The sequence below is a fragment of the Amycolatopsis benzoatilytica AK 16/65 genome (assembly GCF_000383915.1).
Taxonomy (GTDB): Bacteria; Actinomycetota; Actinomycetes; order Mycobacteriales; family Pseudonocardiaceae; genus Amycolatopsis; species Amycolatopsis benzoatilytica.
Map to the genome: position 1 here is coordinate 5,854,107 of NZ_KB912942.1, position 23,443 is coordinate 5,877,549.

General features: G+C 70.7%; 20 protein-coding genes. 9 read left to right on the forward strand and 11 right to left on the reverse strand.

Annotation, left to right across the window (positions count from 1 at the left end; translation table 11 throughout):
* Positions 1-445: 445 nt before the first annotated feature.
* Both AMYBE_RS0127000 and manB read right to left on the reverse strand, forming a co-directional pair.
* A complete protein-coding gene (locus AMYBE_RS0127000; protein ID WP_020662522.1) occupies positions 446-1,339 on the reverse strand; it encodes a DNA-3-methyladenine glycosylase family protein in 894 nt (297 codons plus the stop codon).
* Positions 1,339-2,418 carry a mannose-1-phosphate guanylyltransferase gene (gene manB, locus AMYBE_RS0127005; protein ID WP_020662523.1) on the reverse strand — a complete coding sequence of 360 codons (1,080 nt, stop codon included), beginning with the start codon at positions 2,416-2,418 and terminating at the stop codon, positions 1,339-1,341. Before manB ends, AMYBE_RS0127000 begins: the two co-directional genes overlap by 1 nt.
* A gap of 140 nt (positions 2,419-2,558) precedes the next feature.
* Between manB and AMYBE_RS0127010 the strand changes: the two genes are divergently transcribed.
* Positions 2,559-3,056 (forward strand): hypothetical protein, encoded by a 498-nt coding sequence (locus tag AMYBE_RS0127010; RefSeq protein ID WP_020662524.1) that lies wholly within the window; start codon positions 2,559-2,561, stop codon positions 3,054-3,056.
* A 366-nt stretch (positions 3,057-3,422) separates the two neighbouring features.
* On the opposite strand, the gene AMYBE_RS0127015 is transcribed toward AMYBE_RS0127010, so the two are convergent.
* On the reverse strand, positions 3,423-4,286 hold the full coding sequence (locus AMYBE_RS0127015) for a glycosyltransferase family 2 protein (RefSeq protein WP_020662525.1): 864 nt from the start codon (positions 4,284-4,286) through the stop codon (positions 3,423-3,425).
* A 306-nt stretch (positions 4,287-4,592) separates the two neighbouring features.
* Between AMYBE_RS0127015 and AMYBE_RS0127020 the strand changes: the two genes are divergently transcribed.
* Positions 4,593-5,570 (forward strand): amidohydrolase family protein, encoded by a 978-nt coding sequence (locus tag AMYBE_RS0127020; protein ID WP_020662526.1) that lies wholly within the window; start codon positions 4,593-4,595, stop codon positions 5,568-5,570.
* A 61-nt stretch (positions 5,571-5,631) separates the two neighbouring features.
* Here AMYBE_RS0127020 and AMYBE_RS0127025 read toward each other — a convergent pair whose 3' ends face one another.
* Together AMYBE_RS0127025 and AMYBE_RS0127030 are read right to left on the reverse strand one after the other, a co-directional pair.
* Positions 5,632-6,762: a glycosyltransferase family 4 protein gene (locus tag AMYBE_RS0127025; RefSeq protein WP_020662527.1), complete on the reverse strand. Its 1,131-nt coding sequence runs from the start codon at positions 6,760-6,762 to the stop codon at positions 5,632-5,634.
* 101 nt (positions 6,763-6,863) lie between these two features.
* Complete coding sequence (locus AMYBE_RS0127030; protein WP_020662528.1) at positions 6,864-7,967, reverse strand: glycosyltransferase family 4 protein; 1,104 nt, start codon at positions 7,965-7,967, stop codon at positions 6,864-6,866.
* Between the two features lie 18 nt (positions 7,968-7,985).
* Here AMYBE_RS0127030 and AMYBE_RS0127035 point away from each other — a divergent pair, with 18 nt between their 5' ends.
* Genes AMYBE_RS0127035 through AMYBE_RS0127045 form a run of 3 tightly spaced genes read left to right on the forward strand, consistent with a single transcriptional unit; the run spans position 7,986 to position 12,538 of the window.
* Positions 7,986-8,915 (forward strand): glycosyltransferase family 2 protein, encoded by a 930-nt coding sequence (locus AMYBE_RS0127035; RefSeq protein WP_027928051.1) that lies wholly within the window; start codon positions 7,986-7,988, stop codon positions 8,913-8,915.
* A gap of 31 nt (positions 8,916-8,946) precedes the next feature.
* Positions 8,947-11,460 (forward strand): glycosyltransferase, encoded by a 2,514-nt coding sequence (locus AMYBE_RS0127040; protein WP_027928052.1) that lies wholly within the window; start codon positions 8,947-8,949, stop codon positions 11,458-11,460.
* Complete coding sequence (locus tag AMYBE_RS0127045; RefSeq protein WP_020662531.1) at positions 11,453-12,538, forward strand: glycosyltransferase family 4 protein; 1,086 nt, start codon at positions 11,453-11,455, stop codon at positions 12,536-12,538. The genes AMYBE_RS0127040 and AMYBE_RS0127045 overlap by 8 nt, the downstream gene beginning before the upstream one ends.
* 144 nt (positions 12,539-12,682) lie before the next feature.
* On the opposite strand, the gene rfbD is transcribed toward AMYBE_RS0127045, so the two are convergent.
* Entirely contained in the window at positions 12,683-13,567 is an 885-nt protein-coding gene (gene rfbD / locus AMYBE_RS0127050) for a dTDP-4-dehydrorhamnose reductase (protein WP_020662532.1), read from the reverse strand.
* 36 nt (positions 13,568-13,603) lie between these two features.
* A complete protein-coding gene (gene rfbB, locus AMYBE_RS0127055; protein ID WP_020662533.1) occupies positions 13,604-14,590 on the reverse strand; it encodes a dTDP-glucose 4,6-dehydratase in 987 nt (328 codons plus the stop codon).
* Between the two features lie 118 nt (positions 14,591-14,708).
* Here rfbB and AMYBE_RS0127060 point away from each other — a divergent pair, with 118 nt between their 5' ends.
* The 3 genes from AMYBE_RS0127060 to AMYBE_RS0127070 all read left to right on the forward strand — a co-directional run bounded on the left by AMYBE_RS0127060 (position 14,709) and on the right by AMYBE_RS0127070 (position 18,489).
* Positions 14,709-16,244 (forward strand): LCP family protein, encoded by a 1,536-nt coding sequence (locus tag AMYBE_RS0127060; protein WP_020662534.1) that lies wholly within the window; start codon positions 14,709-14,711, stop codon positions 16,242-16,244.
* 64 nt (positions 16,245-16,308) lie between these two features.
* Positions 16,309-17,766, forward strand: a complete 1,458-nt coding sequence (locus AMYBE_RS42405) for an LCP family protein (RefSeq protein WP_020662535.1) — start codon at positions 16,309-16,311, stop codon at positions 17,764-17,766.
* A 21-nt stretch (positions 17,767-17,787) separates the two neighbouring features.
* The gene (locus AMYBE_RS0127070) at positions 17,788-18,489 is read left to right on the forward strand and encodes a TIGR03089 family protein (RefSeq protein ID WP_020662536.1); all 702 of its coding nucleotides are present in this window, start codon (positions 17,788-17,790) and stop codon (positions 18,487-18,489) included.
* Positions 18,490-18,532: 43 nt separating this feature from the next.
* On the opposite strand, the gene AMYBE_RS0127075 is transcribed toward AMYBE_RS0127070, so the two are convergent.
* Entirely contained in the window at positions 18,533-18,961 is a 429-nt protein-coding gene (locus AMYBE_RS0127075; protein WP_020662537.1) for a DoxX family protein, read from the reverse strand.
* Positions 18,962-19,228: 267 nt separating this feature from the next.
* Here AMYBE_RS0127075 and AMYBE_RS0127080 point away from each other — a divergent pair, with 267 nt between their 5' ends.
* Positions 19,229-21,145, forward strand: a complete 1,917-nt coding sequence (locus AMYBE_RS0127080) for an elongation factor G (protein ID WP_020662538.1) — start codon at positions 19,229-19,231, stop codon at positions 21,143-21,145.
* Here the strand turns inward: AMYBE_RS0127080 and AMYBE_RS0127085 are convergent.
* The 3 genes from AMYBE_RS0127085 to AMYBE_RS0127095 all read right to left on the reverse strand — a co-directional run bounded on the left by AMYBE_RS0127085 (position 21,081) and on the right by AMYBE_RS0127095 (position 23,437).
* Positions 21,081-21,503: a hypothetical protein gene (locus AMYBE_RS0127085; protein ID WP_020662539.1), complete on the reverse strand. Its 423-nt coding sequence runs from the start codon at positions 21,501-21,503 to the stop codon at positions 21,081-21,083. The two genes, AMYBE_RS0127080 and AMYBE_RS0127085, sit on opposite strands and share 65 nt — an antisense overlap.
* Positions 21,504-21,597: 94 nt before the next feature.
* Positions 21,598-22,533: an esterase/lipase family protein gene (locus AMYBE_RS0127090; protein ID WP_020662540.1), complete on the reverse strand. Its 936-nt coding sequence runs from the start codon at positions 22,531-22,533 to the stop codon at positions 21,598-21,600.
* Between the two features lie 163 nt (positions 22,534-22,696).
* Positions 22,697-23,437, reverse strand: a complete 741-nt coding sequence (locus tag AMYBE_RS0127095) for an ESX secretion-associated protein EspG (RefSeq protein WP_020662541.1) — start codon at positions 23,435-23,437, stop codon at positions 22,697-22,699.
* Positions 23,438-23,443: the final 6 nt, after the last annotated feature.

The window sequence follows — 23,443 nt, forward strand, 5'->3', positions numbered from 1 at the left end:
TCCCCCATCGTATGTCTGCAGAACAGGCAACGCCGCCGGGACGTGGTCAGCCGGCAGCGGCCTGCGGTGGACCGGCGACTCCCCCGAGACCGGACGGCGTGCGCCCGGAGGCGGCAACAGTTCCGCCGCGCCGGTTTGAAAAGGCTACGTTGCCCGTGCCGGAAATTGTATCGAAATTCGCGGCGCGGGTCGTAGCATTTGAGTCCGCTTCATCCGGTTTGGCCGTCCGTGACCTGTACCACATACCTCTTTGGAAACATGGTCCGCGCTCGTCGTTCAATCGCGGCCGGTTTGCACCCGCTGAGCGGGATTTTGGAAGACAGCGACCGGACGTCGGGCGCGGCTGGTGCGATTGCCCGGCCCGGCAGCCGATATCCGCCGATCGCGCCAGGCCAATTCCGCCGTCCGCGTCGGACCGGCTCGCCGGCCGCCTCGCACCCCCGCCTCACATCGCGCGGTAGTCCCGCAATTCGATCCGCGGCCCGAATCGGGGCCGGCGAGCCCCGGCCACCCCGAGGTACCGGACGGCGCGCTGGCGCTGCGGCGCGTACGGCGCCAGCACCCCGGCCATTTCCTCGTCGTCGATCTTCTTTCCCAGCAACGCATATCCGACCATCGCCGGAATGTTGTAGTCGCCGAAACTGACCGCGTCCGGATCTCCCCACGCACGCTGGGCGACCTCCGCCGCCGTCCACACGCCGATGCCGCGCACTTGCCGCAGCCACGCCCGCCCTTCGGCGCCGCGCAGCCGCACCGCTTCCTCCAGGCGCGGCGCGACCCGGGCCGCTTCGAGCAACGCGGTCCGGCGCTTCAGATCCACTCCGATGCGATGCCAGTTCCAGTCCACAATGGACCGGATCGCGACCGGATCCGGCGGCACCCGAAGGAAATCCGGCCCAGGCCCGGGCGCGGGCGTGCCGAACCACCGGCACAGCTCCGCCCAGGAACGGATCGCTTCCTTGCCGGACACCTTCTGTTCGAGGATCGCCAGCACGAGCGCGTCCCAGACCCGCCCGGTCGACCCGATCCGCATCCCCGGCGCGAGCCGGCGCGCATGGGCGATCAGCTCGTGATGCGCGACGAACCCGGTGTCGTCATCGTCCGCGCCGAGCAGCGCGGGGACGCCGTCGAGCAGGAAATCCGCGCCGTCGCCCCAAGCCTCGGCCTCGACCACGCCGTCCGGCCGGTGCAGCAGGGCGAGCGTCCCGTTGCCGCCCGGGGTGTTGGCAGCCAGCCACCACACCCCGCGATCGCGCCGGAAGTTCAGCGATCCGCGCCCGCGGCTCAGCGGACCCAGCACGTCGGCCAGGTCCACCGGAAACCCCGGACGCCACTCCATCACGCGTCGCTCGAAAACCGGATGCCGCCGTCCGGCACCTCGACGGCGGGCCACACCCGGACACCGTCGAGCAGTTCGCAACCGGCCCCCACCGACGCTCCGTCGCCGAGCACGACGCCGCGCAGCACCGCGCCCGGGCCGACCTTCGCCCCGCGACCCAGCACCGAACGCTCCACAACGGCATCCTTGCCGATCACCGCGTCGTCGAACACCACCGATCCGGACACCGTCGCCCGCTGCTCGACCACCGCGCCCGCGCCGATCGTCGTCCCGTCGGTGAGCGTGGCCCCGGTGAAGATCGATGCCCCGTCCAGCACGAGGGATTCGCCGGTCGGACCGGCCAGCGCGGACGTCGGCGCGACTCCGCGGACCAGGTCCGCACTGCCCTGCACGAACGCTTCCGGGGTGCCGACGTCGAGCCAGTACGAGGAGTCGACAAATCCGTGCAGGTGCGCACCGTCGTCGAGGAGGCCGGGAAAGGTCTCGCGCTCGACCGACACTCGCCGTCCGGCCGGGATGGTCTCGATGACCGACCGCCGGAAGACGTAGCAGCCGGCGTTGATCTGGTCGGTCGGCGGATCCGGCGTCTTCTCCAGGAAAGCGGTCACCCGGCCGCCGGAGTCGGTCGGCACCGAGCCGAACCGGCTGGGGTCGGGAACGCGCTGCAGGTGCAGGGTGACGTCGGCGCCGGAATCGAGGTGGGCGCGCAGCTGAGCGCGCAGGTCGGCACCGGAGAGAATGTCGCCGTTGAAGACGATCGCGTGCTCGGCGCGCAGCCGGTCGTAGACGTTGCGAATGGCCCCGCCGGTGTCGAGCGGCTCGTCCTCGACGACGTACTCGATCTCCAGCCCGTGCGCGGACCCGTCGCCGAAGTACTCCTCGAACACCTCGGCCCGATACGACGTGCCGAGCACCACATGCCGGATGCCGGCCGCCCTGATGCGGGAGAACAGGTGGCTCAGGTACGGCGTGCCCGCGGTGGGCAGCATCGGCTTCGGAGCCGACAGCGTGAGCGGGCGCAGCCGTGTCCCCTGGCCGCCGACCAGTACGACGGCGTCGACCTCGACCTCGGACGTCACAGAATTCTCCTTTGTATCACGCACCACTCGGCGACAAGCCGCGGGAAACGTGGGCAGCGCGGCCCTTGAGGGCCTACCCTAGACAGGAAACAGGCGGGCCTTTCCCCAGAGGCCCCGGGTCAGTCGGGAGGCCGAGGGGAATGGACCCCCGCGATCGCGCGGACGCGCTGCTCGCACGCGCACGATCCCGCGGAGCCTTCGTGGTGACGCCGGACAACATGACGTCTCCGATGGACGCCTCCAGCACCCAGCAGATATCCAGAGCGGTGGTCTCCGGGCTGGATCCGGACACCACGACGCAGCTGCCCGCGTCGCTGATCGAGGAGAACGATCATCCGCTGGCCGCGGGCACGCGCACCCAGCCGTCGCCGCACCCGCTGGCCCAGCCGACGCCGACCAGGCCGCTCGAGGCCCCCGGCCCGCAGGGCAGCAACGCGCAGACCGCGCCGCAGCCGACGATCCCGCAGCCAGCGGCGCCGGCTTCGCAGACGACCACGCCGCTGGCCCCGCGCCCGCAGGCGAAGCCGGTGTCGAGCCCGCTGCGCGACCCGGCCGAGGAGGAGATGACCGGCCTGGTGCCGACGGTCAAGCAGACCACCGGCAAGTCGAACCTGTCCCGCCGCCTCGACGGGCTGTGATTCCGCATGATCCCGCCGGGCGGTGATCTCGACGCGGTGATCCGGCGGTCTTGATCTGATCGCGGTGGCTCCGCTGCCGCGATCCGGTCACCGCGATGTGGACGCCCGGCGCGCTTTACCGCGCGTCGGGCGAATTCTTTACTACCGCAAAGAGTTGGCCGCGACTGGCCAGTTATGGCCGGACGGGCAGGTCAGCTGGCCTTGAGGGTTTCCGGCCCGCCAGCGATCCCTCGGCACCAGCACCGCAGCCGGCCGTGCCGAGCGGCTGTTGCCCGGCCGCCTTGCGACTCGCCCACGCCAGCCGCCGCGTCGCTCCCGGCCGGACCGGTTTGATCGTCCGGGCAACCGAACGCCCGGCCCCGCCGGTCACCCCTTGCGCGTCTCCAGCTTCACCCGCAACGCCAGCCCGAGCTTCACCGCCGCCAGCACCGGCTTCCACACCAGTCCCTGATGCCGATCAGCGAGATAGCGGTAGGCACTCGCGTGATGCGCCCGCAGCATCTTCGCCGACGCGCGCGCGGTCGAGTGGCCGCCGATGTGCATCACGCTCGAAGACGGGGCGTATACATTGAGCCAGCCCGCCTTCCCGAGCCGCTCGCCGAGGTCGACGTCCTCGAAATACATGAAGTAGCGGGTGTCGAAACCGCCGACCGCGTCGAAAGCTTCGCGGCGGAACAGCTGGCACGAGCCGGACAGCCAGCCGGACGTGCGCTCGGCCGGCGCGGCGTTTTCCTGGCGGTACTCGCGGGTCCACGGGTTGCTCGGCCAGATCTTGCCGAACACCGCGTGCCCGATCCCGCGTCCGAACGACGGCAGCAGCCGGGCGGACGGGTAGACGGTGCCGTCGAGGTCGTGGATCAACGGCCCGAACGCGGCCCCGCGCGGCCAGCGGCCGGCGACCTCGATCAGCGCGTCGAGCGAACCGGGTTCCCATTCGAGGTCCGGGTTGACCACGACGACCCAGCCGTAACTGTCGTCGAGCGCCGCGACGCCCCGGTTGGCGGCGGTGCCGTAGCCGACGTTCTCGCCGATGCTGACGAGCGTCACGTTCTCCCGCTCCGCGGCCTTCTCTGGCGCACCGTCGGTCGAAGCGTTGTCGGCGACGACGACCTGCACCTCGCGGTCGGTCGCCTTGCCGAGCGTGTCGAGGAACTTCTCGAGCGTTTCCCCCGGGAAGTAGGTCACGGTCACGACACCGACGCGGTCACCATACGTGCGCTGCTCAGTCACGGCCGCTATTGTCCACCGCTCACCGACGGCTATCGCAACCCGCCGACCTGGTCACTCACCGTGGCCGCCCCGGGCTCGAACTCGTCGTCGACGAGCGGAGCCGGGTCGAGAAGATCCAGCGCAGGCAGATCAGGCAGGCCCCCGAGACCAAACAGGCAGACCGAACGGCTACCGATCAGTCGAGGCCGCCAGCCCCGCACCTGGGCCCGGAACCGCAGACACAATCGGTCTTCGGGGGTGCCCTCCCGCAGCTCGCCAAGGCCACCCCGAACCGACCACAACCGCCACCAGCCCCAAGGACGCTCAGTGAAGACAATCGCCATCGAAGAACACTGGACCACCCCAGCCATCGACCACCTGCTCCGCACCGCGACCGACGATCCGAGCATCGCTCTCAACGACCGGGCCGATCTCCCGGACCGGCTGCTCGACATCGGCGACCAGCGAATCTCCTGGATGGACTCGGCCGGAATCGACCGCCAGATTCTCTCCGTCGCCCCGCCCGGGACGCACGGCTTTCCCGCGGCGCAAGCGATCGCGCTGAGCCGCGAGGCGAACGATCTCGTCAGCGCGGCCGTCGAGAAACACCCGTCCCGGTTCCGGGCCATGACGCTGCTGCCGATGTCCGACCCGGACGCCGCGGTCGCCGAACTGGAACGCACCGCGGACGACCCGGCGCATGTCGGGATCATGTCGTACGGCCGCAGCGGCGACCGGCCGCTCGACGACCCGGCGTACGACGACCTGCTGGGCACGGCCGCCGCGCTCGGGCGTCCGGTCTTCGTGCACCCGCAGATCCCGACCGGGGCCGTCCGGAAGGCCTCCTACAGCGGGTTCTCCCCGGACATCGACCTCGCGCTCGCCACCTACGGCCTCGGCTGGCACTACGAAGCCGGCCTGGCGGTGATCCGGCTGATCCTGCGCGGCACCTTCGACCGGCACCCCGCGCTGCAGGTCGTCCTCGGACACTGGGGCGAGGTCGTCCTCTTCGCGCTCGACCGCATCGACAGCCTCGGCCACGCCGCGGCCCACCTGCAACGCCGCGTGTCCGAATACTTCCGCACCAACATCCACCTGGCGACCAGCGGCATGCTCGTCCCGCGACTGCTGCGCACCGCCCTCGAATACACCACCGCGGACCGGATCCTGCTGTCCGGCGACTATCCCTTCCACCAGCTCGACGCCGCCGCGATCACCGAATTCCTGCGGGAACTCCCGGACCCGGCGGACCGGGAGAAAATCGCGCACGGCAACGCGGCGGCTCTCTACCGGATAGCCGGATGACTAGCGCTCTCCTGCCGCGCCGCCGCGCAAGACACGGCGCTTCCCGTCTGCCCCGGAGCGGCTAGCGATTGCGCAAATACCGCGCCCATGCCTTCGCGTAAGCCTCTCGGTGCTGCTCCGCCGTCGTAGTCCAGGAGAATTCCTTGGCCCGTTCCTGCGCCGCCGAAGCCAGCGCTGCCCGGCGCGCGGAATCGGCCAGCAGTTCCGTCAACGCCGCGGCCACGTCACCGGCCCCGACCCCGCAGTAGGCGACCGCGTCGCCGCCGACCTCCGGCAGCGACAGCCGTCGCGTCGTCAGGACGGCCGCGCCGCACGCCATCGCCTCCAGCACCGGCAGCCCGAAGCCTTCGCCGAGGCTCGGGTAGGCCACCAGTTCGGCCCCGCCGAGGAACCCGGCGAGCGTGCCGAACGGCAGGTACCCGGCCCGGATCACCCGGAGCCGGTGCGGCACCGCGTCCAGCGCGCGTTCCACCTGGGTGTCCCAGCCCGGTTGCCCGGCCAGCACCAACGCCGGCGCATCGCGCTGTCCGGCGACCGCGCGGGCGAAGCCGCGGATCAGTGCGGGCACGTTCTTGCGCGGCTCCAAAGCGCCGAGGAACGCGATGTACGGCGTCGAGCCGAGCCCGGCCGCCTTCCGGGCCGCGGCGATCTCCTCCGGGGACGGCGGGTGGAATCGTTCGCTGTCGACGCCGTGGTGGATGATCTCCAACTCCGCGCGCCGGACCGGGCTGACGCGGGCCAGCTCGACCGCCGTCGCGTGGCTCGGCACGACACAGAGAGTTGCCCTGCGCAACGCGGTCGTGGTCCAAGCCCGGAAGAACCGGGCCTTGACCGAGGAGTGCAGGACCGCGTCGGTGAAGAACGTCGCGTCGTGCAGCGTGACCACCGAAGCGGTGCCGCTGGCGAGCGGCATCGTGTAGTGCGGCGAGTGCACGACGTCGGCGGCGAGCCGGCGCACGAGCCTCGGCAAAGTGGCTTGTTCCCAGGTCAGCCTGGCTGTCCGGGTCGAGGTCGAGGGAGAGGCGGCGACCACCCGGGACCCGGGTGCGAGCCGGTCGTAAAGCGGCAGGTCGCGCGGCTGGCAGACGACCGTCAGCCGGGCCCCGTCCTGGTCCAGCGCGGCGACGAGAGAATCCACGTACCTGCCGACCCCGCCCCGATCCGCGGGCACCGCGGTCGCGTCGATCAGCACACGGGGATCACCGGTCACGAGTGCAGCGTACGGCGATCACGCACCGCACAGGTCAGGAACCGGCAAACTGCGGTCGATCGCCTGCGCTCACCCACCTGGGTTCACCCGACCGTGTTAGCCGAGCTGGGCCGCCGGTGCGCCGCCCACACCGCTTCCGCCGCCGCCCGCCAGGTGAACGTCCGGGCTCGTTCGCGGCCGAGTTTCGTCAGCTCGGCCGCGCGCTCCGGCGAGTTCAGCACCTCGCGCAGGGCCCGGGCCATCGCCGGCGCGTCCCCGCGCGGCACCGCCGCCCCAGCCCCGTTGGCCACTTCCACCAGCGCCGGAACGTCGGTGTGCACGACCGGGATGCCGAGCGCCATCGCCTCCAGCAGCGGCAGCCCGAAGCCCTCGGCGAGGCTCGGCACGGCCAGCGCGCTCGCCCCGCGCATCGCCGTCGACAGCTGCGCGTCGGTCACCTTTCCCAGCACCCGCACCGATTTCAGGCCGCGGTCGGCGGCCATCCGCACCGGGTCGATCGCCCCCCAGCCGGGCTGGCCGGCGATGACCAGGCCGACCTCGCCGACGTCCGCCGTGCTGTCGAGCTGCGCCATCGCGTCGACCAGCACGTCCATCCCCTTGCGCGGTTCGATCGTGCCGACCGCCAGCACGTAACGCGGCGGCAGGTCCAGCTCCGCGGACCCCTCCGGCACGGTCACGCCGTGCGGCACCACCCGCACCGGCACCGTCACGTCCAGCAGCACCGCGAGCTCGTCCGCGACCGCTCGGGTCGGCACGATCAGGCCGGACGAGCGCCGCGCCGCCCGGGCGATCATCGACCGGTGCCAGCTGACGCCGCGCGCGGTGAGCGTCTCCGGATGCGTCCACGGAACGGTGTCGTGGACCGTCACGGTGAGTGTTCGGCCGGCTGGGGCGCGAGGCGGCGCGAACGGGGTCGGCGCGTGCACCGCGTCCCCGCCTGGCCACCAGCGCATGCCCAGCTGCCAGAGCCCGATCAGTGCTCGCGGCGGCAGCGGCAGCACCCGCGGGCCTTCGACGCCCTCGATCTCCGCCGCCGACACGTCCGCGTGCCGCGCGACGACACTGGACACGCTCCAGCCGGGCGGAGCGGTCCGGGCGAGCGCGGGCAGCAGTTCGGCGGTATACCGGCCGGTGCCACCCGGAACGGGGGCGAGCAGCTGCTCGGCGATCACGACCAGTTCGGGCACGCCGCTATTGTCTCCCAGGTGACCAGCGCGGACTCCGGCACCACCGTCGTCGTGGTGACGTGGCGGGGGGCAGACCACCTGACCGGCTGTCTCGACGCGCTCGCCGCCCAGACACGTCCACATAGGACACTCGTGGTGGACAACGCATCGGCCGACGGCAGCGCGGCGATCCTGGCTGCTCACCCCAGCCGTCCCGAGGTGCTCCGGCTGCACCGCAACACCGGGTACGCGGGCGCGATGGCTCGCGCACTGGACCGTGTCGGCACCCCGTGGGTCGCCTGGCTCAACGACGACGCCGCTCCCGAACCGGACTGGCTCGCCACCCTCGAAGACACCCTCGAGAGCCAGCCGCTCGCCGCCGCGGTCACGTCCCGGCTCGAGCTGCCGGACGGCCGCACGCAGTCCACCGGCGTCCGGCTCACCGCCGACGGCCACGGCGCGGACCTCACCGAGCCCAGCGACGAGGTCTTCGGCTTCTGCGGCGGTGCCGCACTGCTGCGCGCCGACGCGGTCCGCGAAGTCGGCGGAGTTCCGGCGAGCTTCTTCTGTTACTACGAGGACACCGACACCGCGTGGCGGCTGCGGCTGGCCGGCTGGCACGTCGTGGCTGAGCCGAAGGCTCGCGTCCGGCACCTGCACGGAGCCAGCACGAAACCTGGATCACCACTGTTCCACCGCTGGAACGAGCGCAACCGGCTGCTCATGCTGCTGCGCTGCGCCCCGGCCCGGGTCGCGGTTCGCGAGCTGGCCCGGTTCGCCGCGCTCACCGCCGTCCTGCCGCTGCGCCGCGACCGGCCGGACGCGGCGAACTTCGATCCGGCGCTGCGGCTGCGCGTGCTCGGGGAGATCGTCCTGCGACTGCCCCGCACCCTGCGCGAACGCGCACGCGCGACGAGGATCTCGGCACTCGGCCGAGGCGCGATCTGGGACGCCTGGGCTGGCCTTTAAGCTGGGCGGAAATTCGACGGAGGAGCTCGTCTTGGCAGTGGGGGACCCGCAACCGCTCGTCTCGGTCATCGTGGTGAATTACCGCGGCGCCGACGACACCATCACCTGCCTGCGGGCACTCGCTGCCGACCTGGACTATGCGAATGTCGAGCTGATCTGCGTCGACAACGCCTCCGGCGGCGACGACGCGGCCCGCATCCGCGCCGCGGCGCCCGCCGTGCGGCTGATCGAATCGCCGGTCAACTCCGGTTTCGCCGGCGGCTGCAACCTGGGCGCCCAGCACGCGAAGGGCACCGTCCTCGGCTTCCTGAACAACGACGCGCGCCCCGCGCCGGCCTGGGTCTCCGCCGCCGTCGCCGAGCTGCGCGCGCAGCCGACCGTCGCCGCGGTGGCGAGCAAGGTGCTCGACTGGGACGGCACCGGCACCGACTTCGTGGACGCCGGTCTGACCTGGTTCGGCATGGGCTACAAGCGGCACGCCGGCAGCCCGATCGCGGACGTCCCGGCGGCCGAGCACGAGGTCGCCAAGGACGTGCTCTTCGGCACCGGCTCGGCGATGTTCGTCCGCGCGTCGGTGTTCGCCGAGCTGGGCGGCTTCGACGAGCGCTTCTTCATGTTCTACGAGGACGTCGACCTCGGCTGGCGGATCAACCTGCGCGGCTGGCGCGTCCGCTACGTGCCGGAATCGCTGACCTACCACCGCCACCACGGCACCATGGCCGCCGTCGACGCACCGGACACCGGCCGCGAGACGTTCCTGCTGGAGCGCAACGCGCTGGCCGCCCTGTACAAGAATCTGTCCGACGAATCGCTGGCCCGCGCCCTGCCCGCGGCGCTCGCGCTGGCCGTCCGCCGGGCCACCGCGCGCGGCGGTCTCGACCCGGAACAGCTGAACCTGGAAAAGGGCGTCGGCCCGGTCGACACGGCCGAGGTCGCCATCCCGCGCACCACGCTCGCCGGAGTGCTGGCGGTGGACCGGTTCGTGGAGATGATGCCGTCGCTGGCGCAGTCGCGCGCGATCGAGCAGGCCGCCCGGGTGCGGACCGACGCGGACCTGCTTCCGTTGCTGCGCAAGGCACTCGAACCGGCTTATCCGTTGCCGGACTACCTGCGCGCGCACGAGATCCTGGTCGAGGCGTTCGGCATCGACCAGGTCTTCGGGCAGCGCCGCAAGGTGCTGGTGCTGACCGGCGACTCGATCACCGACCGGATGGCGGGCCCGGCGATCCGGGCGTGGAACATCGCCTTGACGCTGTCGGCCGAGCACGACGTGCACCTGATCACGACGAACCCGCTGCTTTCGCCGCCGCCCGCGCCGTTCCAGATCAGTTCGGGCAAGAACCGCGACCTGGACGGCCCGGTCGACTGGGCCGACGTGGTGATCCTGCAGGGGCACGTGCTGGAGCTCGCGCCGACGCTGAAGGCCAAGCACGAGCACAAGATCGTCGTCGCCGACGTCTACGACCCGATGCACCTGGAGCTGCTGGAACAGGGCAAGGACGCCCCGGACGACCGGCGCGCGCTGGACCTGGCCGGCGTCACCCGGGTGCTGGACGCCCAGCTGGAACGGGCCGACTTCTTCCTCTGCGCTTCCGAACGGCAGCGGCACTTCTGGCTCGGCCACCTCGCCGCGATGGGCCGCCTGTCGCCGCGGCTCTACGACGCCGACCCGACCACTCAGTCGCTGCTGGCGGTCGTCCCGTTCGGCCTGTCCCCGCAGGCCCCGGCGCGCACCGGCCCCGGCCTGCGCGCGTCGCTGGGCCTCGGCGAGTCGGATCGGGTCGTGCTGTGGGCAGGCGGCGTGTACAGCTGGTTCGACCCGCTGACGCTGATCCGCGCGATGGATCTGCTGCGCCGCCGGCACGACGACGCCCGTCTCGTGTTCCTCGGCATGAAGCACCCGAACCCCGAGGTCGCCGAGATGGACATCGGCGCGCGGACCATCCGGTTGTCGGATTCGCTGGGCCTGACGGACAAGAACGTCTTCTTCAACGAGCAGTGGGTCCCGTACTCGGACCGGCAGAACTGGCTGCTCGACGCCGATTGCGGCGTGACCACGCATTACGAGCACGTGGAAACGACCTTCGCCTTCCGCACCCGGGTGCTGGACTACCTGTGGGCGGGCTTGCCGATCGTGACCACCGACGGCGATGCCTTCGCCGACCTGGTCCGGGCCGAGCAGCTCGGCGTCGTAGTGCCCGCCGAGGACGCGCAAGCGCTCGCGGACGCGTTGGAAAAGTCCATGTACGACCGGGAATTCGCGGACGCCTGCGTCGAACGGATCCGGATCGTCGCACAGCGGTACGCGTGGCCGGAAGCGTTGAAGCCGCTGGTCGAGTTCTGCCGCAACCCGCGCCCCGCCGCCGACCGCCTGCCCGGCAACGCGGACCTGACCCTCGAAGACCCGGTACGCGGAACCGCTCTGGTCCGCCGGGACCTGGCCCTGGTCCGCGAATACCTGGCCGCCGGCGGCCCCGGCGAACTGGCCCGCCGCGCGGCCGGCCGGGTCACGAAGGTAGCGCGCGAACGGCTCCGCCGTGGCTGACCGTCCGCTCCGGGTCCTGCTGGACGGAACCCCGCTGCTCGGCTCCCGGACCGGAATCGGGCGTTACACCGCTGCCCTGAGCGAAGAACTGGCCTCGATGGACGAGGTCGACCTGCGCGCGGTCGCGTTCACCCTGCGGGGCTGGCGGAAGCTGCGCCACGTCCTGCCACACGGCGTGCAGGCGCGCGGAATGCCGGTCTCCGCAAGGCTTTTGCGCGCGACGTGGCTGCGCTCGCAACTGCCGCCGGTCGAACTGTTCGCCGGCACGACCGACGTCGTGCACGGCACGAACTTCGTCCTTCCCGGACGCCTGCGCGCCGCCGGAGTGCTGACGATTCACGACTTGGCGTTCATCGACGCACCGCAGGAACTGGCCCCGTCCGACCGGACTCTCCCGGAATTGGTCCGCAAGGGCGCGCACCGCGCGAACGTGATCTGCACGCCGACCGAAGCAGTGGCGGATGCCGTCGCGGAGAAGCTGGATGTGGACCGATCGCGGATCGTCGCCACACCGCTGGGCGTGAACCCGGCTTGGTTCACCGCGCGCCCGCCCGACGACGGGGTGCGAGCGAAGCTGCGCCTGCCGGAGAAGTACTTGTTGTTCGCCGGCGCCGCCGGACCGCGCAAGGGCCTGGACTGGCTGGCCGCGGCGCACGCCGCGGCACCGGACCTGCCGCCGCTGGTATTCGCCGGGCCGGGACCGTTTCCCCGGCTGCCGCGATCCGGGCAGACCGGGTACCTGTCCGATGTGGATCTCCGGACGGTCGTCGCGGGGGCCGCGGCGCTGGTGCTGCCGTCCCGGGACGAGGGCTTCGGCCTGCCGGTGCTGGAAGCGATGGCGTCCGATGTTCCCGTGGTGTGCACGGACATTCCGGCGCTGCGCGAGGTCGCCGGAGACTGCGCGACGCTCGTTCCGTATGACGATGTGGACGGACTGGCCGAAGCGCTGCGGCAGGCAGTGACGGATCCACACGGCCTGGCCACGTCCACCGCCCGGAGAACACACGCGGCCGGCTTCACCTGGCACAACACCGCTTTGCGCACGCTGGACGCATACCGCCAAGCCGCGGAGTCCTGACTCCGCAGCGGCTTTCGCCCGGCGTGTCCGTAAAGGGCCCCTTCAGGGAATCCAAGTCCCGCAAGGAGCCCCTCACGGAAACCAAGTCCCGCAAGGAGCCCCTCACGGAAACCAAGTCCCGCAAGGAGCCCCTCACGGACGGCTTCAGGCGTGCAGGTACGCCTGCAAAGCCTCGCGCCAATCCCGGAGCGGAGTCAGGCCCGCGTCTCGCCACGAGGCGTTGGACAGCAAGGAATACGCCGGGCGGGCCGCCGGCCTCGGGAACTCCGCGGTCGTGCAGGGCTTCACTCGATCCGGGTCCGCCCCGATCTCCTCGAAGATCGCCCGGGCGAACCCGTACCAGGTGGTCTCGCCGCCGCCGGTGCAGTGCAACACCCGCCCGGCCGGTCCTTCGCCGGCGGCAACCGCCGAAGCCAGCTCCCACAGTCCGTTGGCCAGGTCCAGCGACCAGGTCGGCGCTCCTCGCTGATCATCCACGACGGACACCGACTCCCGCTCGCCCTCCAACCGCCGCATCGTCTCCACGAAGTTCGACCCGGTCTTCCCGTACACCCAGCTGGTCCGGACCACCCAGGCGGATGCCCCCGACCCGAGCACCGCGTCCTCGCCGGCGGCCTTCGTCCGCCCGTAGGCGTTCCGCGGTCCCAACGCGTCCCCGACCTCGTACGGCCGGTCCGCGTCCCCCGGGAACACATAGTCCGTGGACACGTGAATCAACGGCACCCGCCGCGAGCTGCACGCCGCGGCCAGGACCCGGGGCCCGTCCACATTGACCGCGAACGCGCGCGCTTCGTCGGTCTCCGCCGCGTCGACCGCCGTATAGGCCGCAGCGTTGATCACCACCGGCATCGCATCGGCCGCGGCCGCGCGCTCGGCCAGCTCGCCGACCGCGCGGACCACCGCGCCGGTCGAGGTCAGGTCCAGCTCCTTCGACGAAGGAGCCACCACCTCCGCCCGCTCCGGCGCGGACTGGACCAGGTCCCGGCCCAACTGACCGGAACCGCCGGGGACGAAAACTGCCAGCCGCACCGGCCTACCTCCTGCTGCACAAGCGAAACAAACGAATCAGGACAGGGCGGCGCGCTCTTTCAGCGGCTCCCACCACGCGCGGTTGTCGGCGTACCAGCGGACCGTCTCCGCGAGTCCGTCCTCGAACGACACCCGCGGAGCGTAGCCGAGTTCTCCGCTGATCTTCGCGATGTCCACCGAGTACCGCCGGTCGTGCGCCTTGCGGTCGGCTACCGGCTCGACCATTTCCCAGCCCAGACCGGCCGCCGCGACCAGGCGCCCGGTCAGCTCGCGGTTGGTCAGCTCGGTCCCGCCGCCGATGTTGTAGACCTCGCCGGGACGGCCGCCGTCGGCGACCAGCTGGATGCCGTGGCAGTGGTCGTCCACGTGCAGCCAGTCGCGGACGTTCAGGCCGTCGCCGTAGAGCGGGACCTTCTTGCCGTCCAGCAGGTTGGTCACGAACAGCGGGATGACCTTCTCCGGGAACTGGTACGGGCCGTAGTTGTTCGAGCACCGGGTGACGCACACCGGCAGGCCGTGCGTGCGGAAGTACGACCGGGCGATCAGATCCGACGACGCCTTCGACGCCGAGTACGGCGAATTCGGCTCCAGCACATGGTCTTCCGACCACGAACCCTCGTCGATCGACCCGTACACCTCGTCGGTCGAGACGTGCACGAACTTGCCGACGCCCGCCTCCAGCGCGGCCTGCAGCAGCGTCTGGGTGCCGAGCACGTTGGTGAGCACGAAATCCGCCGAGCCGAGAATCGAGCGGTCCACATGGGACTCCGCGGCGAAGTGGACGACCAGGTCGACGCCGCTCATCAGCTCGGTCACCCGCGCGGAATCGCAGATGTCGCCGCGCACGAAGCGCAGCCGGGGACTCGCCGCGACCGGGGCGAGGTTCGCCTCGTTGCCCGCGTAGGTGAGCTTGTCGAGCACCACGACCTCGGCGTCGCCCAGCGTCGGGTACGCACCCGATAGGACCTGCCGCACGTAGTGCGATCCGATGAACCCGGCGCCGCCGGTGACCAGGACCCGCATCCTCATCCACCCCTTCTCGCCCGACCGGGCGCTCTCGCCACCAGCCTACGGGTGGCTCGCTCGATACTCGGTAGAGTGGCTGTGGCGTAGTCGCGCCGGGGCATCCTGGGGAGGGACAGTGGCCGAGTGGCCGGGGACACCGCTGCCGGTGCACCGCGGTCGCGGTGCACTCAAAGTCGCGCGGCGCGGCGGCAAAGTCCTGCTGGCGGCGCTGTCGGTGATCGTGCTCGCGCTGACCTGGTACGGCTGGCAGTTCATCGGCGACCCGCGCAGCGGCTTCTCCACCACCGAGGTGTTCGGCGAACAGCAGCCGCACGCCAAGCCGCTCGACGGCGCGATCGACATTCTCCTGGTCGGCCAGGACAGCCGCACCGACGCGCAGGGCAACCCGCTGCCCCGCGAGGTGCTCGACATGTTGCACGCCGGCGTCTCGGACGGGGAAAAACAGACCGACACGATGATCCTCGTGCATATCCCGCAGAACGGGGAGCACGCGATCGCGATTTCGTTCCCCCGCGACTCCTGGGTCGAGATCACCGGCGGCTTCGGCAAGCACAAGCTGAACAGCGCGTACGTATACGCCTACAACGACACCGCCAAGACGCTGCAGGCCAAGGGCGACACCGACCTCAAGGACGTCGACGAGAAGGCCAAGCTGGCCGGCCGCAAGAACCTGGTGGCGACACTGGAGAAGTTCATCGGCAAACCGGGCATGATCGACCGCTACGCCGAGGTCAACCTGGCCAGTTTTTACGAGGTCACCAAGGCCATCGGCGGCGTGCAGGTGTGCCTCAACCGCGCGGTGCAGGAGAAGAAGTCGGGCGTGGACCTGCCCGCCGGGAAACAGACGATCGAGGGCGTCCAGGCGCTGGCCTTCGTCCGGCAGCGCTACGGCCTGCCGAACGGCGACCTGGACCGGATCGGCCGTCAGCAGGCGTTCCTGTCCGGGCTGGCGAACAAGGTGCTCTCCGCCGACGTGCTCGCCAACCCGGTGCGCATCGCGCAGCTCATCGCAGCGGTGAAGAAGTCCGTGGTGCTGTCCTCCGGCTGGGACCTCCCCGAGTTCGTCGAGCAAATGCGCGGACTGACCGGCGGCAACGTCGAGTTCCACACCATCCCGACCGAGGGCAACGCGGTGATCGGCGGCGCCGACGTGCTGCGCGTCGACCCGGCGAAGGTCCGTGCCGAGGTCAACCGGCTGACCTCGGACGGCGGCGAGCCGCCCGCCTCCAGCGGCGCGCAGCTGCCGGGCGCGGACAAGGTGACCGTCGAACTGTTCGACGGATCCGGGTCCAGCGCCGCCGATCAGGTAGAAACCTTGTTGCAGGGCAAGGGTTTCCAGCCAGGCGCTCGCACCAGACTGTCCACCCGCGCGACGACCGTGCTGCGCTACCACCCGGCCGACGAGGCGGCCGCCGACCTGGTCCGCCAGGCGCTCGGCAGCACCGCGCAGGCCGAGCCGGACGCGGACGTCGCGGCCGGGCACGTACGGGTACTCCTGGGCAAGGACGCCGGCGAACTGGGCGGGGCGACGTCGACGCCGCCCGCCAGTACCTCGGCGGCACCGCCGACCCCGCCGACGTCTTCGCCGGCACCGTCGAACTCATCCGCCGCGCCGCCGATCACGGCGGGCGATGTCCCCTGCGTCAACTAAAGTCAAGCACCCGGCGCGGCGGTCCGAGACAGCCCGTACGCTGGCGAGCGGGGAGGTATCCGGGGTGGACGAGAACCAGGAAAAACCGGACCGGACGGCGGAAAGAGCCGACAATCCGGTGATTTCGGGCAACCCCGATGCGGCGGGCGCCGCAGATCAAGCGGGCGAGAGCCCTGCGGAGCCGGAAGCCCCCGACGCGCACGCTCAGGCCGGCAAAGACGAAGCCGTCGACCCGCAGCCCGCCGACGCGGACGCTCCAGGAGACGAAGACAAGGGCCTCACCTCGTCCGCCGACCCGGACTGGAAGCCGTCGCCGGTCCCCCGGGTCGTGCTTCCCCAGCCGTCGCAGCCCGCACCGCCGGAACCGGCCGCCGCGCCGGTCAGCCGCACCGGCCGGGTCACCCGGGTGACCCGCCGCATCGCGATCGGCGTCGTCTCCTTGCTGGCACTGGGCGCGACAGGCTACGCGTACGTCACCAAGGACCGGCTGCAGAGCAGCGTCCCGACCACCGACGTTCTCACCCCGCGCGCCGGCGAACCGCCCGCACCGCCCGCCGACGACGGCGGCACCGACATCCTGTTGGTCGGCAGCGACGCGCGCACCGACGCCCAGGGCAACCCGCTGCCGCTGAGCCTGTTGAAGTCGCTGCGCACCGAAAGCACGTCCGGCATCAACACCGACACCATCATCCTGGTGCGGATCCCGAAGAACGGCGGCAAAGCGTCCGCCGTGTCGATCCCGCGCGACACCTGGGTCGACGTGCCCGGCCGAGGCAAGGCGAAGATCAACTCGGCGTACGGCGTCGCCAAGGCACACGCGGCAGCGGACGAACGCGCGCAGGGCGAGCACGACCAGGCCAAGATCGCCCGCGATTCGGACAGTGCGGGCCGGCGCGCGTTGGTCCAGACCGTGCAGGACCTCACCCAGGTGCGCATCGACCACTACGCCGAGGTCAACCTGCTCGGCTTCTACCTGCTCACCGAGGCCGTCGGCGGCGTGCAGGTGTGCCTGAACCACGCGACCGCCGACGAGGACTCCGGCGCGAACTTCCGCCGCGGCGTGCAGACCGTCTCCGGCGGCGCGGCACTGTCGTTCGTGCGCCAGCGCAAGAACCTGCCCAACGGCGACCTGGACCGGATCAAACGGCAGCAGGCGTTCCTGTCTTCGGCGCTGCACAAGGTGCTGTCCGCGGGCACGCTGGCCAGCCCGTCCACCATGAGCAGCCTGATCGACGCGGTGCACCGCTCGATCGTGCTCGACGACAATCTTGACCTGCTCGACTTCGCCCAGCAGGTCAAGGGCCTCGCCTCCGGCGACCTGACCTTCGCCACCATCCCGGTGATCACCGCGAACGGCCGCAGCGAGGACGGGCAGAGCATCGTGCAGGTGGACCCCTCGGCGGTGCAGAAGTTCGTGGCCGGCCTGGCCGGGCATCCGTCGAACGGAGGCGGCGGCGCCGCGCCGGGGGCCGCGCCGCGGCAGCTGGACTCCGGTGTCCCGGGCGTGCCCTGCGTCGACTGACGCCACAGCTAGCCTGGTCCCATGAGTCTCACCGAGCAGCTGCTCCGCCCGCTCCTGGCCGCGCCGGCGAAACCACTGGTCACGCACTACGACGACCGGATCGGCAGCCGGGTCGAGCTGTCCGTGGCGACGATGCAGAACTGGGCCGCCAAGACGGCGAACTGGCTGGTCGACGAGTTCGACGTGGAGCCGGGCGACGCGGTCGCGGTACGGCTGCCCGCGCACTGGCAGACCGCGGGAGTACTGCTCGGCGCCTGGTGGTGCGGGGCCCGCGTGGTGGCCGAACCGGCCGGCGCGCGAGTCGTTTTCACCAGCCCGGACGAGGAGATCGCCGCGCCGGCCGTCGCCGTGGTGTCGCTCGACCCGATGGGCCGCGGACTGAGCACGCCCCCGTCCGGCGGGGCGCTCGACTACCTGGCCGAAGCACGGATGTCCGGCGACCAGTTCTTCCCGATGCAGCCGGTGCCCGGCGATACCTTGGCGCTCGGCGACTCCACCGTGGACGAGGTGTGGGCGGAAGCGACCGCCCGCGCGGAAAAACTCGGCCTCACCGCAGCCGACCGGGTTCTCTCCACTTTGGACTGGACGGTGCCGGACGGAGTGCTCGCGGGCCTGCTGGTGCCGCTCTCCGCGGCCGCGCATCTGGTCCAGGTCACGAACGCCGATCCGGCGAAACTGGCTGCCCGCCGCGAAGCCGAGCGGACCACCGCCGACCTGTCGTGAGCGGCCAAGCCGTTTCTGACCGGCCTCGCCACTCACCAGGCGATCAGGCGTCCTGCAGTTCCCGCGAGCCCTCGCGGCGACGCTTGAACAGGACGTTGTCCAGTGCGAGCCGCCCGCTGTTGAAGCCGAGTGCGAGCGCGGTCAGGCCGAGCACCAGCACCAGCTCGTAGCCGCCTTTGCCGGTCAGGCCGTTCGAAAGGTGCACCGAGAACAGCGCCCCGGCCATGTCGATCAGGTAGCCGATCGCGACCACCGGCAGCAGGAAACCGGCGACGAACGCGATCGAGCCGAGCAGTTCGAGCACGATCACGAGGAACGCGGACACCGCAGGCAGCGGAATGCCGATCTGGCTGAACATGTCGCCAGTGGCGCCGACGCCGCTGTCCCACTTCTGCAGGCCGTGCGCGAAGAACACCACCGCGACCCCGATCCGGCCGAGCAGCAGCGCGACATCCTTGACTCGAATGTTCATGGAAGACATCCCCCGGTAAGTGAATATTCAACTGACTCGGCCCACGGTAGGGCACCGAACACCGGCCCGGGGAGGTCGGCCAGTGATCGACAGGAAACCGACAGGCACCGGAAACTCGGTGGACCCGGCGTCCGGCCCGGCGGTACCTTCCAGGCATCCGCGGCCGCGTGCGCCGCCGTTCGCCGACCATGCGAGGAGCCCCGATGCGCCGACAGTCCGATCGATCCCAGTTCGGCCTGTCCCCCGCATCCGAGGATCTCCGCACGCATGAAAGCACTGACCATTGGCGTACTGGCGCATGTAGACGCCGGTAAAACCAGTCTCACCGAGCGGCTGCTGTTCGAAACCGGCGTGCTCGACCACGTCGGCAGCGTCGACGACGGCGACACCCAGACCGATTCGCTGGAACTCGAACGCCGGCGCGGCATCACCATCAAATCCGCCGTCGTGGCGGTCAGCACGCCCGGGCACCGGCTCACCCTGGTGGACACCCCCGGGCATGCCGACTTCATCGCGGAAGTCGAACGCGCCGTCGCGGTACTCGACGGCGCGGTGCTCGTCGTGTCCGCGGTGGAGGGCGTGCAAGCACAGACCCGCGTGCTGATGCGCACGCTCGTCCGGCTCGGCATCCCGTCGCTGGTGTTCGTGAACAAGATCGACCGGGCTGGCGCGCGTTCCGCCGAGCTGCTGGAGTCGTTGCGCACCAAGCTTTCTCCGCGCTGCGTCCCGATGAGCACCGGGTCCGCCGTCGGGACCGCAGATGCCACGGTGTTCTCGCTGCCGTTCGCCGAGCACCTGGCCGACGCACTGGCGGACGATGAGCGATTCCTGGAGTCCTACGTAGCCGGGGAAGTGTCCGAAGCGGACTATCGCGCCGCGTTGACCCGGCAGGTCGCGGCCGCCCAGACCTACCCGGTCTACTTCGGATCCGCGGTGACCGGAGCAGGCGTCGCGGAACTCGTCGCCGGGATCTACGACCTGCTGCCCGCCCGCGAACGGACTGCCGAGGGTCCGCTCGACGCTGCCGTCTTCAAAATCGAGCGCGGTCGCGGCGGCGAGAAAATCGCGTACGCGCGCGTGTTTTCCGGCTCGCTCGCCGCCCGTCGCCCGGTGCCGGTACGCCGCCGGACCGACGACGGCATCCGGGAATCGACCGGCCGCCCGTCGGCGGTGCGGGTGTTCGAACACGGCTCGGCCCCGGTGCCTGGCGAAGCGCGAGCCGGGGAGGTCGCGAAGGTGTGGGGATTGCCCGCGGTCCGGATCGGCGACCGGCTCGGGCCGGGCGGCGACCTGCGGCAGGACCGGTTGTTCGCCCCGCCGAGCCTGGAAACCTTGGTGCGCCCGGCCGATCCGGCCCAGAACGGCGAGCTCTACGCCGCGCTGAGCCGACTGTCCGAACAGGACCCGCTGATCAGCATTCGCAGACGGGACAACGCGATCACTGTCCATCTCTACGGCGAGGTGCAGAAAGAGGTCATTCAGACCACGCTGGCCGAAGAATTCGGCGTCGTCGCCGAGTTCGAGGGGTCGCGTCCGCTGCTCATCGAACGGCTCCACCGGACGGGACATCGAGTTCGCCATCACGCCCCCGATGAGCGGGTGTTCTTTTGGGCCACCGTCGGCCTGCGCGTCGAACCGGCCCCGCCCGGCACCGGCGTCGACTACCGGCTGGCGGTAGAACTGGGTTCACTGCCGTTGGCATTCCACAACGCCATTGAAGAAACCGTTCGCGAAATTCTCCGGGAAGGGCCGCATGGGCGAGAAATTCCGGACTGCGTCGTCACGCTCACCGACACCGGCTACTTCTCCCCGGTCACCACGGCCGGCGATTTCCGCGGCATGACCGAACTCGTGCTGCGCGAAGCACTGGAAGAAGCCGGCACCCAGGTCTACGAGCCAATCCACACGTTCGAACTGGAGGCCCCCGCCGCCGCGATGGGTGCCGTCCTGCGCAAGCTGGCCGAATTTCGGGCAATCCCCGAAGAACCGGCGATCACCGCTGAGCGGTGCACTGTGGATGGTCGGATCCCGGCGACCGCCGTGCCTGGACTGGAACAAGCCGTGCCCGCGCTGACCCAGGGCGAAGGAACCGTGGTCACCGCCTTCGCCGAGTACCGGCTCAAGCCGAATGCCGGCGGACCGCGTCGAGCCGCGTCCACCCGCCGTGGGCGGCCAGCAGACTGAGGACTCGCTCCGCGAGGGCCCCGAACCGCTGCAGGTCCTCGTGGAGCGCTCGCGCCCGGTCGGCGTCGAGCGGCGCGTGGTCGTCCCACCAGAGGCTGATCACCGCGCTGGCGGACACCGTCAACGGCTGGACCAATCCGGCGAATTCCGGCGACGGCTCGGCCGATTCCCGGCAATCGCGTTCGATTTCGTCGCACGCGTCAAGGAACTCGCGCAATTGCTCGACCGCGCCGGCCGGGGTGCCGTCCCACGCCGCGGTGGGCCACGCGCGGTCGCTCAGCTCGAGCCAGAGCCGCCAGCCGGCGACCAGCTCAGCGTCGTCGGATGGCGTCCAAGTGTCGGGGAGCAGCCAGAACATGTCGTGACTGTGACATCGGCGGCGCAGTGTGCACAAGCGAACTGCCCCGGGGAGCGCGCAAGAGTACGCGTTTGTACCCCCGGGGCAGGGTCGCTCAGCTGATCACCGGTGGCACGAAAACGCACTGTGGCGCCACCGCGTGCTCCGGGTCGAGGGCGTTGAGCACCTCGCGCTCCGCGACCGGGTCGTAGGTGATGCCGAGGTGGTCGGTGTAGTCGAGCCCGCAGACGTCCTGGAGGACCAGGTTCTTGACGTTCGGCGCGGGTTTGAGGAATGCGTTGGTGTAGGGCGTGACGACGTCGTCATACCGGGTTTGGATGACCGTGTAGTCGACGCCCGGGACGGTGTCGCCGCCCGCGTTGAGGTCGGCGAGGAAGGCCGAACCGGTCGACTGCTCGTTACAGGCCGGGCAGGCCGCGCCGACGACGTCGCGAGCGGGCGGGATGGCCTGGATGGCGGTGAGCAGACCGAAGAGACTGGTGCCGTAGTTGGACGGCGACAGCCCGATCAGCTTGCCGATCTTGTCGGCGCCGCCGAGGTACTTGATCCAGTAGCGCGGGTTCATTCCGCCTTGGGAGTGCCCGACGACGTCGAGTTTCGCGGCCCCGGTTGCCTTGAGGATCTGGTCGCCGAAGGTCGCCAGCTGCCCCGCGGTTCCGGCCACCGGGCCGACCGTCTGCAGGAACGCGCCGGGCGAGCCGCCGAAGTTGCCCGCGAATACGCAGTATCCGGCGTTCGCGAGCTTCTGGGACAGGTTCGCCCAGTTCTCGTAGGCGTTGGCGGTGGTTCCGTTGGAGAGCAGCACCGGGTTCGGATGGGCGGCGGAGGGCTTGCAGTTCCAGTCGTTGGCCCCGGGCGGGGCGATCGTCGGCTGCGCGACCGCGTACAGCGCCGCCGCGATGATGTTCGGCTGCACCGGACCGGTCGGCTCTTTGCCGGTCGTGGCCGATGCCGCTGTGGTTCCGCACAATGCGGTCACCGCCGCCGCGGTCAGAAGAACTATGCCCCGTCCGAACGCGCGTACGCCCATCCGCTCCACCTCTCTGTGAACCCGATGCCGTAGTTAACGCAGAACATGCGAAAGGGAAACGCGGTTACTTTCCGTCCCGGTGGCCGGTGCGGAAAATCCCGCGACCGGGGGTTGACTTTTTTCGCTCGCGAAAGGGCCAGGCGTCGCCTGCCCGTTTTCCCGTCTACCGGAGGCCCGCGAGCGCCCGCCCGACGGCATCGATCAACGCCGGCCGGTTGCCCGGTGCCACGCTGATCTCCGGCGCCCCGTTCTGGGTGTCCTGGTAGCTCAGCACTCGCCCGCGCTCGGGCAGGTCGACCACCGACAGCGCCGGGCTGTACCGGCGGGCGCCCCGATCGTCGCGGACCGCGGCGTGCATCAGATGCACCGCCTCGCGCGGCGCTCGCATCAGGTACCGGATCTCTTCGGCGTGGCCGCTGTCCTCGTCCAGCAGATCCGCGGCACCGCCGCCGTCGTAGTACTCGCGCGGAACCCGCATCGGCCGGATCGCCGCGGGCGGGTAGTCCGGCATCGCCAGGACGAGGCTGGCGACCAGGTTGTTCGGCGACACCGGGTCGAGCTGGACGTACTGGTCGTCGGCGATCAGCCGGATCGCCTCGCGCCCGGACGCGGCGACGAGGATGGCGCCGTTGTCGTCCTGGTGGGCGGCGAAGTCCGTCCAGCTGTAGACCTCTTGCCGGGCGCTCGCGAGCAACCGCAACGTGCCCCGCACCGCGGCGGCGACCGGTTCTCCGAGCTGTGCAAGGAGATCCTCGGTTCGCTTCGCCAGCTCGGCGGCGCCTTCGCCGGTCAGGTACATCGGGGTGTCCTCGACCACCACCGGCGTTCTGCCCAGCCCTTCGGCTCGCCACAACGCCAAGAACACCGGCCGCGGCAGTCGCAGCGGCCCGTTGATGATTGTCATGGGTGG